This window comes from Yersinia massiliensis (genome assembly GCF_003048255.1).
In the GTDB taxonomy this organism is placed as follows: Bacteria; Pseudomonadota; Gammaproteobacteria; order Enterobacterales; family Enterobacteriaceae; genus Yersinia; species Yersinia massiliensis_A.
On sequence record NZ_CP028487.1, the window covers coordinates 1,090,745 to 1,104,457 of the forward strand.

The window sequence follows — 13,713 nt, forward strand, 5'->3', positions numbered from 1 at the left end:
AACTTAGCGTTTGATCTGGCTCAGTAAGAAATCAATGATTTCGCTGGTTTTGATCATTTGCTTCTCGCCTGCACGGCGATGTTTGTATTCCACTTCTTCGCTGTCGAGGTTGCGATCGCCAATCACGATATTGTGTGGCACACCAATCAATTCCATATCGGCAAACATTACACCTGGGCGCTCTTTGCGATCGTCAAGAATAACGTCAATACCGTGAGAACGTAGTGTGGTATACAACTCTTCTGCGAGTTCTTTCACACGGAAAGATTTGTGCATATTCATTGGCAGAATAGCAACTTGGAAAGGTGCAATTGCATCCGGCCAAATAATGCCACGGTCGTCATAATTCTGTTCAATTGCTGCTGCAACCACACGAGAGACTCCGATACCGTAACATCCCATGGTCATCACTTGGTTACGACCATCTTCGCCTTGGACCGTTGCTTTCATTGCTTCTGAATACTTGGTCCCAAGTTGGAAGATGTGGCCAACTTCGATCCCGCGCTTAATCTGCAGCGTGCCTTGACCGTCAGGACTGATATCGCCTTCAACGACATTACGCAAGTCAGCAATGTGTGGCAGCGGTAAATCACGCTCCCAGTTAATACCGAAGTAATGTTTGTCATCGATATTGGCACCAGCACCAAAATCACTCATCACTGCTACGCAGCGGTCAACGACAATCGGCAGTGGTAAGTTAACTGGACCCAGTGAGCCAGGGCCTGCGCCGAGTGCAGCACGAATTTCTTCTTCGGTGGCGAACGTCAGTGGCTTGGCAACTTGTGGTAATTTCTCAGCCTTGATTTCGTTTAATTCGTGGTCACCGCGAACCAGCAGCGCGACCAGCTTATGGCCACTCTCTTCATGAGCATGGACCAACAGAGTTTTCACTGTTTTCTCGATTGGCAGTTTGAACTGCTCAACCAATTCAGCGATGGTTTTCGCATTTGGCGTATCCACGATACGCAGTTCTTCTGATGCAGTAGCCCGTGGTTCTGTTGGCGCTAGTGCTTCAGCAAACTCAATATTTGCGGCGTAATCAGAATCGGTTGAGAAGACGATATCGTCTTCACCGCTTTCAGCGAGTACTTGGAATTCGTGGGATGCACTACCACCAATTGAGCCAGTATCTGCGAGTACAGCACGGAAATTCAGATCCATGCGCTCGAAAATCTTACTATAAGCGGTATACATCGCATCGTAAGTTTCTTGCAGCGATTCCTGAGTTGTATGGAAAGAATAGGCATCTTTCATCAGGAATTCACGAGCACGCATTACGCCAAAACGTGGGCGAACTTCATCACGGAACTTAGTCTGAATTTGGAAGAAATTCAGTGGCAATTGTTTGTATGAGTTGATCTCACCACGAATCAGGTCAGTGATCACTTCTTCATGAGTCGGGCCGAGCACGAAAGGACGCTCACCGCGATCGACAAAACGTAATAATTCAGGGCCATATTGCTCCCAACGACCACTTTCCTGCCACAAGTCGGCTGGTTGCACGACAGGCATAGAAACTTCGATAGCACCGGCGTTATTCATCTCTTCACGCACGATATTTTCGACTTTCTTCAACACCCGTACACCGGTCGGTAACCAGGTATAAAGACCTGAGGCCAGTTTACGAATCATCCCAGCGCGGAGCATGAGTTGATGGCTGATCACTTCAGCATCAGCAGGTGTCTCCTTTAGAGTGGAGAGCAAATATTGGCTAGTACGCATGATGTTTTGGTTCCATTAGCACTGCAAGTTAGAGGCAGCCAAAAAAGTAAAAAGTGGTTTAGTTTACCAGTGAGAACGGGATGTCAAAAGAGAGCAGGGTAAATTTAACACGGGTCGATGGATAACACTTCTGTTTGCTGGTCAATAACCCGCCAACGCACATTAAACTCCAGCAGTAGAACCGCGTATTCTCGGCTTTCACTATCTTCTTTTCGATAAGCAGGGCGTGGGTCTTGCGCTAGCACCTGAGTAAGGAAACGTCGTAGATTCGGATAGCGTTTTTGCTGCTGTGACAATTGGTGTTCAGCGACCGTGGAGAAGCCAACCTGCATATTGGCATCAGGTGCCAATTGAGCAAAACCCGCTCGTGCTTGCGGTTGGCTCTCTGCAAAGGGCAAATAAGGTTTTATATCAATGACTGGCGTACCATCAACGAGATCTAGGCTCCCAAGTTCCAAAACCACCTCACTGCCTTGACAGCGCACACCTTTCAACTCAATCAAAGACATCCCAATAGGGTTGGGCCGAAAAGTGGAGCGAGTAGCAAAGACGCCCATTCGGGCATTGCCTCCCAAACGAGGTGGTCGAACAGTGGGACGCCAGCCACCCTCCATGGTTTGATGGAAAACAAACATCACCCAAAGATGACTAAAATCAGATAAGCCACGCACAGCTTCTGGCTGGTTATAAGGTGCTAATAATTGCAACTCACCACCACCATCTTCAATCAGACCAGGTTGTCGCGGTACGGCAAACTTTTCTTTATAGGGTGAACGGATCACCCCGATCTGATTAAAGGAAAAAACACTCATTTTGATGAAACGCTCAGCGCAGAACCTTGGCACACAGCTTGTTGATAGCAGCCAGGAACACCGCTTTGAATTTCGCATTCATGTAGCAAGACTGCATTGGCCTTCATGTAAGAAGCGCGGGTCTGCATTCTTTTACGGGCAGTCGCGATACTGGGTGGAGAGTCCTGAACTGTCGATTGACATGATTCACCAGACACTTCGCCTAAATCACGAAAAGGCTTACCGACAAGCTCTTCTGCACTTTTATAGAGTTTTACTGGCGCAGGACGAGGGGCGACCGTTGGACTGGTTTTAGTCACTGGCGGTGGTTGTTTGACCGGAGTTTCTGTGATGGATGGCTTTGATTGAAACATGGAGCATCCAGTTAGCGAAAGGGCCAACAGGCACAGAGGTAACGCGCGCATAGAAATTCCTCAGCCTTTTTATTTAAGAGGCGCTATTGAAGCAATCTATTTTGCAAATAACAAGACGGGCCATAGCCCGTCTTGCAATATATTTATCAAACACCGCATTTAGCCGGTGTTATATCCAGCAATGTAATCAATTAATGATTACCAACCTTTAACTGCACCGCCGTTAAAGGCTTTATCAGCGGCGTTATAAACTTCGTCAGACTGGTATGCCTGAACGAATTTCTTCACATTTTCCGCATCTTTATTATCTTCGCGAGCCACGATCAAATTAACATAAGGTGATTCTTTATCTTCCACAAACAGGCCATCTTTCGCTGGCGTCAGGCCAATTTGGCTTGCATAGGTGGTATTGATAATCGCTAATGCAATCTGTTGGTCATCCAAAGAACGTGGTAACTGAGGTGCTTCGAGCTCAACTAACTTCAGATTCTTAGGGTTCTCAACCACATCCAGTACGGTTGGCAGCAAGCCGACACCGTCTTTCAGTTTAATCAGGCCCACTTTTTCCAGCAGTAACAGCGAACGACCTAGGTTAGTTGGATCGTTTGGCAATGCGACTTGAGAACCCGGTTGCAGTTCTTCCAATGATTTGATTTTTTTAGAGTAACCAGCAATCGGGTAGACGAATGAGTTACCGACTGAAACCAATTTGTAGCCGCGGTCTTTGATTTGCTGATCCAGATAAGGTTTATGCTGGAAAGCGTTCAGGTCGATATCACCTTTGCTCAGCGCTTCGTTTGGCAACACATAGTCGTTGAATGTCACTAGTTCCACATCCAGACCGTATTTGTCTTTTGCGACTTTTTGCGCGACTTCAGCAACTTGTTGCTCAGCACCGACAATAACACCCACCTTAATGTGGTTTGGATCTTTTTCTGCTGGGCCGCAACCCACGAGAGCCAGAGTACCAATAAGTGCGCTGACTGCTGCGATAGATTTGAATTTTAAAGACATATCCCTTCCTCTATAGACATTCGTTAAGGTGCGCCGCTGTGTGAGGCAGTCGCGATGTAATTTATATCGTGATAACTATTTGTGGGTGACGGCTTTTACTATCCGATCGCCACTGAGCTGAATGAGATAAACCAGAATTACTAATAATACCAATACTGTATTCATTACAGTGGCGTTATAACCAATGTAACCATACTGGTAACCGATTTGGCCTAGACCACCGGCACCGACTGCTCCCCCCATAGCGGAATAGCCTACAAGGGTAATTAGGGTAATAGTGGCGGCATTAACCAGGCCGGGAAGGGCTTCTGGCAACAGCACCTTCTTAATAATTTGCATGGGTGTCGCACCCATTGCACGTGCTGCTTCGACCAGACCGGATGGGATCTCTAGTAGTGCGTTTTCAACCATACGGGCAATAAAAGGTGCGGCCCCAACAGTTAATGGCACAATCGCAGCCTGTAAACCAATGGAGGTTCCAACAATCATTCGGGTAAATGGAATCATCCATACCAGTAAGATAATAAAAGGTATGGAGCGGAAAACATTCACAACCCCAGAAAGGCTACGGTAAATCTTATTATTGGCGATAATTTGCCCAGGGCGGGTGACATACAGCAGAACCCCAACCGGCAATCCTAAAACAAAGCCAAAGAAACCAGACACAAAAGTCATCATCAGAGTTTCCCAGACGCCTCGGCCCATTAACCACATCATTGCCTCAGACATAACCTAGAACCTCTACTTTTACATGATGATCTTGCAAGAACTTAATGGCTGCGAGGCCATCTTGATTATCGCCATGTAGCTCCGCCAACATGACGCCAAATTTAACGCCACCGGCATAGTCCATTTGCGAACTCAGGATGCCGATATCAATGTTGAAACGGCGAACTGCTTGTGAAATCAGCGGCGCATCGACAGATTTACCGGTAAATTCCAATTTCAGTAATGGAACACGATCAGTTGCGGGCTCTTGAGTCATACGCTGGGCGTAATCTTCTGGAATATCCAAATGTAACGTTGATTGAATGAATTGCTGTGCCAACGGTGTTTTGGGATGAGAGAAGACTTCGCTCACACTGTCTTTTTCAATCAATTTACCGTCGCTGATAACGGCAACCTGATCACAAATGCGCTTTACAACATCCATTTCATGGGTGATCAGTAAAATAGTCAGGCCCAAACGGCGATTAATGTCTTTCAGTAATTCCAGAATTGAGCGAGTCGTTGCTGGGTCCAGTGCGCTGGTGGCTTCATCACACAACAGAACTTTAGGGTTGCTAGCTAGTGCACGAGCGATAGCGACACGCTGCTTTTGGCCACCCGAAAGGTTGGCGGGATAGGCATCTTGCTTATCGGTCAAGCCTACTAAATCCAATAACTCGATAACTCTCTTCTTTATATCTGCGCGTGGTGTGTTGTCCAATTCGAGTGGCAACGCAATATTGCCATACACGGTACGAGAAGAAAGTAGATTAAAATGTTGAAAAATCATGCCGATTTGGCGGCGAGCGCGTGTTAGTTGGCCTTCAGATAAAGCGGTAAGATCTTGCCCATCGACCAGAACTTGTCCGCTAGTCGGGCGTTCTAACATATTGGCGCACCGAATTAGCGTACTTTTACCGGCACCTGACGCCCCAATAACGCCATAAATTTGCCCTGCGGGGACGTGTAGACTCACGTCTGAAAGCGCGGTAATCGTGCGCGAACCCTGCTGGAACACTTTGCTGATGTGAGAAAGTTTAATCATATTATTCTTATTTTATCGTTATTTCCGTGGCTAGATAAAAAGTAAACTTCAGCAGAACCAAAGTATGGATTGGATGTTAAGGCGTCTAGACGGCTAAGTCAACTGGCAACACTGATTCTCTTCCATTCTCAATCGGTAATGAAACATGCGATACTAGCGGGGTTTACAGCCTTCAGGAGCATATAAGTGACTCAGCCCGTTCCCGCAATTTTTTTAGATCGTGATGGCACAATTAATGTCGACCACGGTTATGTTCACGAAATAGATAATTTTCAATTTATAGACGGTGTAATAGATGCCTGTCGTGAATTGAAAGAAATGGGTTTTGCCTTGGTCTTAGTCACCAATCAATCGGGCATTGCTCGCGGTATGTTTACCGAAGCGCAATTTTTAAGCCTCACAGAGTGGATGGATTGGTCCCTTGCTGACCGTGGTGTCGACTTGGATGGTATCTATTTCTGCCCGCATCACCCCGATGGTAGTGTCGCAGAGTTCCGTGAAGTGTGTGAATGCCGCAAGCCATTACCGGGCATGTTACTGCAAGCACAGAACGAAATGAACATCGATATGGCTGCTTCTTATATGGTTGGTGACAAAATTGAAGATATGCAGGCAGCATTAGCAGCAAATATTGGTACTAAAGTGTTGGTGCGCACAGGTAAGCCAGTTACCGCAGAAGGCGAAGCGACGGCAGATTGGGTGCTTAATAGCCTAGCGGACCTGCCAAAAGCAATAAAAATGCGGCACAAATAATCATTGTGTCTAAATAATCAGCAAACGAAATAAACTTTAATATAAACCCTTGCCATTCTGAAGCGGCTCCCTATAATGCGCATCCATCGACACGGCGCTGTGAGCAACTTCACAAAGTAGACGAGTCGAACAGAGGAAATTAAGTGATTGACTCTGTAGCGGGAAAGCGTATTATCTGCCTCCCGCGTTACCGTCAGATTAACCGCAAGGTTAACAGGTAACGAACGCTCTTTAACAATTTATCAGACAATCTGTGTGGGCACTCGCAAGACGATATCGAAGCCTGTTTCGACAGGCAGAAGCAATATCAAAGTCTTGAAGAGTGACCAAAGCAGTAAACATTTGAACCTCGGTTCGAATGCATATTTGCAGAAAGTAATCTTTGAGCATCGCTACCTCGGTAGCAAATCAAACAAATCTTAAATTGAAGAGTTTGATCATGGCTCAGATTGAACGCTGGCGGCAGGCCTAACACATGCAAGTCGAGCGGCAGCGGAAAGTAGCTTGCTACTTTGCCGGCGAGCGGCGGACGGGTGAGTAATGTCTGGGGATCTGCCTGATGGAGGGGGATAACTACTGGAAACGGTAGCTAATACCGCATGACCTCGAAAGAGCAAAGTGGGGGACCTTCGGGCCTCACGCCATCGGATGAACCCAGATGGGATTAGCTAGTAGGTGGGGTAATGGCTCACCTAGGCGACGATCCCTAGCTGGTCTGAGAGGATGACCAGCCACACTGGAACTGAGACACGGTCCAGACTCCTACGGGAGGCAGCAGTGGGGAATATTGCACAATGGGCGCAAGCCTGATGCAGCCATGCCGCGTGTGTGAAGAAGGCCTTCGGGTTGTAAAGCACTTTCAGCGAGGAGGAAGGCATTGTGGTTAATAACCACAGTGATTGACGTTACTCGCAGAAGAAGCACCGGCTAACTCCGTGCCAGCAGCCGCGGTAATACGGAGGGTGCAAGCGTTAATCGGAATTACTGGGCGTAAAGCGCACGCAGGCGGTTTGTTAAGTCAGATGTGAAATCCCCGCGCTTAACGTGGGAACTGCATTTGAAACTGGCAAGCTAGAGTCTTGTAGAGGGGGGTAGAATTCCAGGTGTAGCGGTGAAATGCGTAGAGATCTGGAGGAATACCGGTGGCGAAGGCGGCCCCCTGGACAAAGACTGACGCTCAGGTGCGAAAGCGTGGGGAGCAAACAGGATTAGATACCCTGGTAGTCCACGCTGTAAACGATGTCGACTTGGAGGTTGTGCCCTTGAGGCGTGGCTTCCGGAGCTAACGCGTTAAGTCGACCGCCTGGGGAGTACGGCCGCAAGGTTAAAACTCAAATGAATTGACGGGGGCCCGCACAAGCGGTGGAGCATGTGGTTTAATTCGATGCAACGCGAAGAACCTTACCTACTCTTGACATCCACAGAACTTAGCAGAGATGCTTCGGTGCCTTCGGGAACTGTGAGACAGGTGCTGCATGGCTGTCGTCAGCTCGTGTTGTGAAATGTTGGGTTAAGTCCCGCAACGAGCGCAACCCTTATCCTTTGTTGCCAGCACGTAATGGTGGGAACTCAAGGGAGACTGCCGGTGACAAACCGGAGGAAGGTGGGGATGACGTCAAGTCATCATGGCCCTTACGAGTAGGGCTACACACGTGCTACAATGGCAGATACAAAGTGAAGCGAACTCGCGAGAGCAAGCGGACCACATAAAGTCTGTCGTAGTCCGGATTGGAGTCTGCAACTCGACTCCATGAAGTCGGAATCGCTAGTAATCGTAGATCAGAATGCTACGGTGAATACGTTCCCGGGCCTTGTACACACCGCCCGTCACACCATGGGAGTGGGTTGCAAAAGAAGTAGGTAGCTTAACCTTCGGGAGGGCGCTTACCACTTTGTGATTCATGACTGGGGTGAAGTCGTAACAAGGTAACCGTAGGGGAACCTGCGGTTGGATCACCTCCTTACCTCACGATACGCATTGCGTAGTGTCCACACAGATTGTCTGATAGAAAGTAACGAGCAAATAAGGCCGGACTGAGAAATTAGTCGGGCTTTAGTACCTTGTTGGGTCTGTAGCTCAGGTGGTTAGAGCGCACCCCTGATAAGGGTGAGGTCGGTGGTTCAAGTCCACTCAGACCCACCAACTCACCATTCCCTGTTGAGTTGCAGCAATAAGGTGATTTGCTTTTTATATGGGGCTATAGCTCAGCTGGGAGAGCGCCTGCCTTGCACGCAGGAGGTCAGCGGTTCGATCCCGCTTAGCTCCACCATATAAAAAACTATTTCAAAACGTACTGCGGTCGCAAGGCCTCAGTGTGTTGTGAAATATTGCTCTTTAACAATCTGGAACAAGCTGAAAATTGAAACCATACAGCTGAACGTTATCTCACCGTAGAAGTATCGGGATAATCAGTAACCTGTATGAGAGTCTCTCAATAATCACAGCATGAAGGTCTTTATCTTCACGATAAAACATCTTTGGGTTGTGAGGTTAAGCGACTAAGCGTACACGGTGGATGCCTAGGCAGTCAGAGGCGATGAAGGGCGTGCTAATCTGCGAAAAGCGTCGGTAAGCTGATATGAAGCGTAATAACCGACGATACCCGAATGGGGAAACCCAGTGCAATTCGTTGCACTATCGTTAGATGAATACATAGTCTAACGAGGCGAACCGGGGGAACTGAAACATCTAAGTACCCCGAGGAAAAGAAATCAACCGAGATTCCCCCAGTAGCGGCGAGCGAACGGGGAGGAGCCCAGAGTCTGAATCAAGTGGTGTGTTAGTGGAAGCGTCTGGAAAGTCGCACGGTACAGGGTGATAGTCCCGTACACCAAAACACACTGCTTGTGAACTCGATGAGTAGGGCGGGACACGTGACATCCTGTCTGAATATGGGGGGACCATCCTCCAAGGCTAAATACTCCTGACTGACCGATAGTGAACCAGTACCGTGAGGGAAAGGCGAAAAGAACCCCGGCGAGGGGAGTGAAATAGAACCTGAAACCGTGTACGTACAAGCAGTGGGAGCACCTTCGTGGTGTGACTGCGTACCTTTTGTATAATGGGTCAGCGACTTATATTTTGTAGCAAGGTTAACCGAATAGGGGAGCCGTAGGGAAACCGAGTCTTAACTGGGCGTCTAGTTGCAAGGTATAGACCCGAAACCCGGTGATCTAGCCATGGGCAGGTTGAAGGTTGGGTAACACTAACTGGAGGACCGAACCGACTAATGTTGAAAAATTAGCGGATGACTTGTGGCTGGGGGTGAAAGGCCAATCAAACCGGGAGATAGCTGGTTCTCCCCGAAAGCTATTTAGGTAGCGCCTCGTGAACTCATCTTCGGGGGTAGAGCACTGTTTCGGCTAGGGGGCCATCCCGGCTTACCAAACCGATGCAAACTCCGAATACCGAAGAATGTTATCACGGGAGACACACGGCGGGTGCTAACGTCCGTCGTGAAGAGGGAAACAACCCAGACCGCCAGCTAAGGTCCCAAAGTCATGGTTAAGTGGGAAACGATGTGGGAAGGCATAGACAGCCAGGATGTTGGCTTAGAAGCAGCCATCATTTAAAGAAAGCGTAATAGCTCACTGGTCGAGTCGGCCTGCGCGGAAGATGTAACGGGGCTAAACCATGCACCGAAGCTGCGGCAGCGACGCTTAGGCGTTGTTGGGTAGGGGAGCGTTCTGTAAGCCGTTGAAGGTGGTCTGTGAGGACTGCTGGAGGTATCAGAAGTGCGAATGCTGACATAAGTAACGATAATGCGGGTGAAAAACCCGCACGCCGGAAGACCAAGGGTTCCTGTCCAACGTTAATCGGGGCAGGGTGAGTCGACCCCTAAGGCGAGGCTGAAAAGCGTAGTCGATGGGAAACAGGTTAATATTCCTGTACTTGGTGTTACTGCGAAGGGGGGACGGAGAAGGCTAGGCTAGCCGGGCGACGGTTGTCCCGGTTTAAGCATGTAGGCGGAGTGACTTGGTAAATCCGGTTGCTTATCAACGCTGAGGTGTGATGACGATGCACTACGGTGCAGAAGTAGTTGATGCCATGCTTCCAGGAAAAGCCTCTAAGCATCAGGTAACATGAAATCGTACCCCAAACCGACACAGGTGGTCAGGTAGAGAATACTCAGGCGCTTGAGAGAACTCGGGTGAAGGAACTAGGCAAAATGGTGCCGTAACTTCGGGAGAAGGCACGCTGGCGCTAGGTGAAGAGACTTGCTCTCGGAGCTGAAGCCAGTCGCAGATACCAGCTGGCTGCAACTGTTTAATAAAAACACAGCACTGTGCAAACACGAAAGTGGACGTATACGGTGTGACGCCTGCCCGGTGCTGGAAGGTTAATTGATGGGGTCAGCCGCAAGGCGAAGCTCTTGATCGAAGCCCCAGTAAACGGCGGCCGTAACTATAACGGTCCTAAGGTAGCGAAATTCCTTGTCGGGTAAGTTCCGACCTGCACGAATGGCGTAATGATGGCCAGGCTGTCTCCACCCGAGACTCAGTGAAATTGAACTCGCTGTGAAGATGCAGTGTACCCGCGGCAAGACGGAAAGACCCCGTGAACCTTTACTATAGCTTGACACTGAACATTGAGCCTTGATGTGTAGGATAGGTGGGAGGCATCGAAGTGTGGACGCCAGTCTGCATGGAGCCAACCTTGAAATACCACCCTTTAATGTTTGATGTTCTAACTCGGCCCCATAATCTGGGGTGAGGACAGTGTCTGGTGGGTAGTTTGACTGGGGCGGTCTCCTCCCAAAGAGTAACGGAGGAGCACGAAGGTTAGCTAATCACGGTCGGACATCGTGAGGTTAGTGCAAAGGCATAAGCTAGCTTGACTGCGAGAGTGACGGCTCGAGCAGGTACGAAAGTAGGTCTTAGTGATCCGGTGGTTCTGAATGGAAGGGCCATCGCTCAACGGATAAAAGGTACTCCGGGGATAACAGGCTGATACCGCCCAAGAGTTCATATCGACGGCGGTGTTTGGCACCTCGATGTCGGCTCATCACATCCTGGGGCTGAAGTAGGTCCCAAGGGTATGGCTGTTCGCCATTTAAAGTGGTACGCGAGCTGGGTTTAGAACGTCGTGAGACAGTTCGGTCCCTATCTGCCGTGGGCGTTGGAAGATTGAGAGGGGCTGCTCCTAGTACGAGAGGACCGGAGTGGACGAATCACTGGTGTTCGGGTTGTCATGCCAATGGCATTGCCCGGTAGCTAAATTCGGAAGAGATAACCGCTGAAAGCATCTAAGCGGGAAACTTGCCTCGAGATGAGTCTTCCCTGGGGCTTCAAGCCCCCTGAAGGAACGTTAAAGACGATGACGTTGATAGGCTGGGTGTGTAAGTGCAGCGATGCATTGAGCTAACCAGTACTAATGATCCGTGAGGCTTAACCTTACAACACCAAAGGTGTTTTGGTGGTATTGAGAGAGAGATTTTCAGCGAAGTTCCGAGATTGGGTTGACTGGCTGCGCGAAGAGACGTGTAGCGGGTTGATTTAGACAGAATTTGCCTGGCGGCCATAGCGCGGTGGTCCCACCTGATCCCATGCCGAACTCAGAAGTGAAACGCCGTAGCGCCGATGGTAGTGTGGGGTCTCCCCATGCGAGAGTAGGACACTGCCAGGCATCAAATAAACAAAAGAGGCTACCCTAACGGGTGGCCTTTTTTGTTTATGGTTTTTCGCGGAGTGCTATTCGAGCATGGCATGCGACAAACTGCGAATGCAGTTTGAACAGCGCTTGCGCTGGCCCCTTCAGGGGTGAGACTCATCCTAAAGATGAGACGAATACTACTGCGAATGCAGTTTGAACAGCGCTTGCGCTGGCCCCTTCAGGGGTGAGACTCATCTTTAAGATGAGACGAATACAGTGGACACTGCCAGGCATCAAATAAACAAAAGAGGCTACCCTAACGGGTGGCCTTTTTTGCTTTTCTACTACCAAAAACCAATTACGAAAAAATGAGGCTCCTTAACAAGTTGCCTCAGATTACTGGTGAACTCCGATGACTTGGTCTGAAGCTATTAGGGCCGGTTGAAGGCCAGTTGACGTTGGTGTTTTTTATCTAGCTTCCCACTTAATACAACCAATAGCAGGGCTACGATCACGATCACACCACCGATCCATGGGGTTTGGGCTAACCCAACACTACTGACAGCCTGACCGCCAATGATTGATCCTAAGGCAATACCTACGTTGAATGCTGCGATATTCAAGCCGGAAGCAACATCAATAGCATGTGGCGCATACTCTTCAGCTTTCTGGACGACATAGACCTGTAAGCCGGGTACGTTACCAAAGGCAAAAACCCCCATAATCAGCAGCGTAATTAATGCGGCAATACTGTTGTTGGCACTGAGTTGGAAAATAAATAACAAAGCTGCCAATGCGGTAAAAATAAAACTTAAAGCCGGCACTGCACCATGACGATCTGCCAATTTCCCACCCCAGATATTACCAATTACGACTGATATACCATACGCCAATAAGATCCAACTCACCGCGCTTGTTGAGAACCCTGCGAGCTCTTGCATGACGGGAGCTAAAAAAGTAAACATAGTGAAGAACCCACCGTATCACAACGCGGTAATGGCATATATCAGTAACAAGCGTGGATGAGTGAATACCTGTAATTGTTGCTTGATACTGGAGGTGGATTTATTCGGGATATTATTGGGCACCAGAATGGCACTGGCAAGAATAGCAACAGCACCAATCAAGGAGACGGCCAAGAAGGTTGCTCTCCAGCCGAAATGCTGACCAATAAATGTTCCGAGTGGAACCCCTGTCACCAATGCTACTGTCAATCCCCCAAACATAATGGCAATCGCTGAGGCAGCTTTCTCTTTAGGGACTAGACTGGTGGCAATTGTTGATCCGATGGAGAAAAATACCCCATGGGCTAAACCCGTCAATAAACGCGCAAAGACTAATGATCCATAACCTGGCGATTGCCATGCGAGTAGGTTGCCTAAGGTGAATAACACCATTAATCCAATCAATAGCATCTTACGTGGGATACGCCCTGTTAATGCCGTTAATACGGGAGCACCGATAGCAACACCCAGTGCATAGATTGAAACTAATAAGCCAGCAGAAGGGATAGAAACCCCTAATTGTTCCGCAATAGTCGGTACTAACCCGATGATGACAAACTCTGTGGTTCCAATAGCGAATGCACTGATGGTCAGTGCCAGTAAAGCAAGTGGCATTATTTACTCCAAAATGAGTCAAGTTAATAGCGGCCATTATCTGCTCATGGTTAAATGACAAAAATGCTTAAAATATCAAAATATTTTTGCTGGA

General features: G+C 48.7%; 7 protein-coding genes, 2 tRNA genes, 3 rRNA genes and 1 pseudogene. 6 read left to right on the top strand and 7 right to left on the bottom strand.

Annotated elements, in window-relative coordinates:
* Positions 1–3: 3 nt before the first annotated feature.
* The 6 genes from proS to metN form a co-directional block, all read right to left on the bottom strand.
* Positions 4–1,722 carry a proline--tRNA ligase gene (gene proS / locus DA391_RS04970; RefSeq protein ID WP_057643235.1) on the bottom strand — a complete coding sequence of 573 codons (1,719 nt, stop codon included), beginning with the start codon at positions 1,720–1,722 and terminating at the stop codon, positions 4–6.
* A 104-nt stretch (positions 1,723–1,826) separates the two neighbouring features.
* Positions 1,827–2,534: a tRNA (N6-threonylcarbamoyladenosine(37)-N6)-methyltransferase TrmO gene (tsaA, locus tag DA391_RS04975; protein ID WP_050286490.1), complete on the bottom strand. Its 708-nt coding sequence runs from the start codon at positions 2,532–2,534 to the stop codon at positions 1,827–1,829.
* Positions 2,531–2,938: an Rcs stress response system protein RcsF gene (rcsF, locus tag DA391_RS04980; RefSeq protein WP_042806743.1), complete on the bottom strand. Its 408-nt coding sequence runs from the start codon at positions 2,936–2,938 to the stop codon at positions 2,531–2,533. Before rcsF ends, tsaA begins: the two co-directional genes overlap by 4 nt.
* Positions 2,939–3,085: 147 nt before the next feature.
* Positions 3,086–3,901, bottom strand: coding sequence for a MetQ/NlpA family lipoprotein (locus DA391_RS04985; RefSeq protein ID WP_019211519.1), 816 nt, complete (start codon positions 3,899–3,901; stop codon positions 3,086–3,088).
* 75 nt (positions 3,902–3,976) lie between these two features.
* Positions 3,977–4,630: a methionine ABC transporter permease MetI gene (locus DA391_RS04990; RefSeq protein WP_049605978.1), complete on the bottom strand. Its 654-nt coding sequence runs from the start codon at positions 4,628–4,630 to the stop codon at positions 3,977–3,979.
* Positions 4,623–5,654 (bottom strand): methionine ABC transporter ATP-binding protein MetN, encoded by a 1,032-nt coding sequence (gene metN, locus DA391_RS04995; RefSeq protein WP_050286491.1) that lies wholly within the window; start codon positions 5,652–5,654, stop codon positions 4,623–4,625. The genes DA391_RS04990 and metN overlap by 8 nt, the downstream gene beginning before the upstream one ends.
* A gap of 186 nt (positions 5,655–5,840) precedes the next feature.
* On the opposite strand from metN, the gene gmhB reads away from it, so the two are divergent.
* From gmhB to rrf, 6 genes are all read left to right on the top strand, one after another.
* Entirely contained in the window at positions 5,841–6,407 is a 567-nt protein-coding gene (gene gmhB / locus DA391_RS05000; protein WP_050286492.1) for a D-glycero-beta-D-manno-heptose 1,7-bisphosphate 7-phosphatase, read from the top strand.
* A 421-nt stretch (positions 6,408–6,828) separates the two neighbouring features.
* Positions 6,829–8,371 (top strand): 16S ribosomal RNA (locus DA391_RS05010).
* Between the two features lie 102 nt (positions 8,372–8,473).
* Positions 8,474–8,550 (top strand) — tRNA-Ile (locus DA391_RS05015).
* A 51-nt stretch (positions 8,551–8,601) separates the two neighbouring features.
* A tRNA-Ala gene (locus DA391_RS05020) sits at positions 8,602–8,677 on the top strand.
* 219 nt (positions 8,678–8,896) lie between these two features.
* Positions 8,897–11,803 (top strand): 23S ribosomal RNA (locus tag DA391_RS05025).
* A gap of 114 nt (positions 11,804–11,917) precedes the next feature.
* Positions 11,918–12,033, top strand: a 5S ribosomal RNA gene (gene rrf / locus DA391_RS05030).
* Together the 16S, 23S and 5S rRNA genes with 2 tRNA genes alongside form the textbook arrangement of a ribosomal RNA operon.
* A gap of 398 nt (positions 12,034–12,431) precedes the next feature.
* Here the strand turns inward: rrf and DA391_RS05035 are convergent.
* Positions 12,432–13,619 (bottom strand): annotated as a pseudogene (locus tag DA391_RS05035) (MFS transporter).
* Positions 13,620–13,713 lie beyond the last annotated feature (94 nt).

Coding starts and splice junctions, on each gene's coding strand:
- tsaA (WP_050286490.1), bottom strand. CDS start 2,534: ATGAGTGTTTTTTCCTTTAATCAGATCGGGGTGATCCGTTCACCCTAT.
- DA391_RS04985 (WP_019211519.1), bottom strand. CDS start 3,901: ATGTCTTTAAAATTCAAATCTATCGCAGCAGTCAGCGCACTTATTGGT.
- proS (WP_057643235.1), bottom strand. CDS start 1,722: ATGCGTACTAGCCAATATTTGCTCTCCACTCTAAAGGAGACACCTGCT.
- rcsF (WP_042806743.1), bottom strand. CDS start 2,938: ATGCGCGCGTTACCTCTGTGCCTGTTGGCCCTTTCGCTAACTGGATGC.
- DA391_RS04990 (WP_049605978.1), bottom strand. CDS start 4,630: ATGTCTGAGGCAATGATGTGGTTAATGGGCCGAGGCGTCTGGGAAACT.
- metN (WP_050286491.1), bottom strand. CDS start 5,654: ATGATTAAACTTTCTCACATCAGCAAAGTGTTCCAGCAGGGTTCGCGC.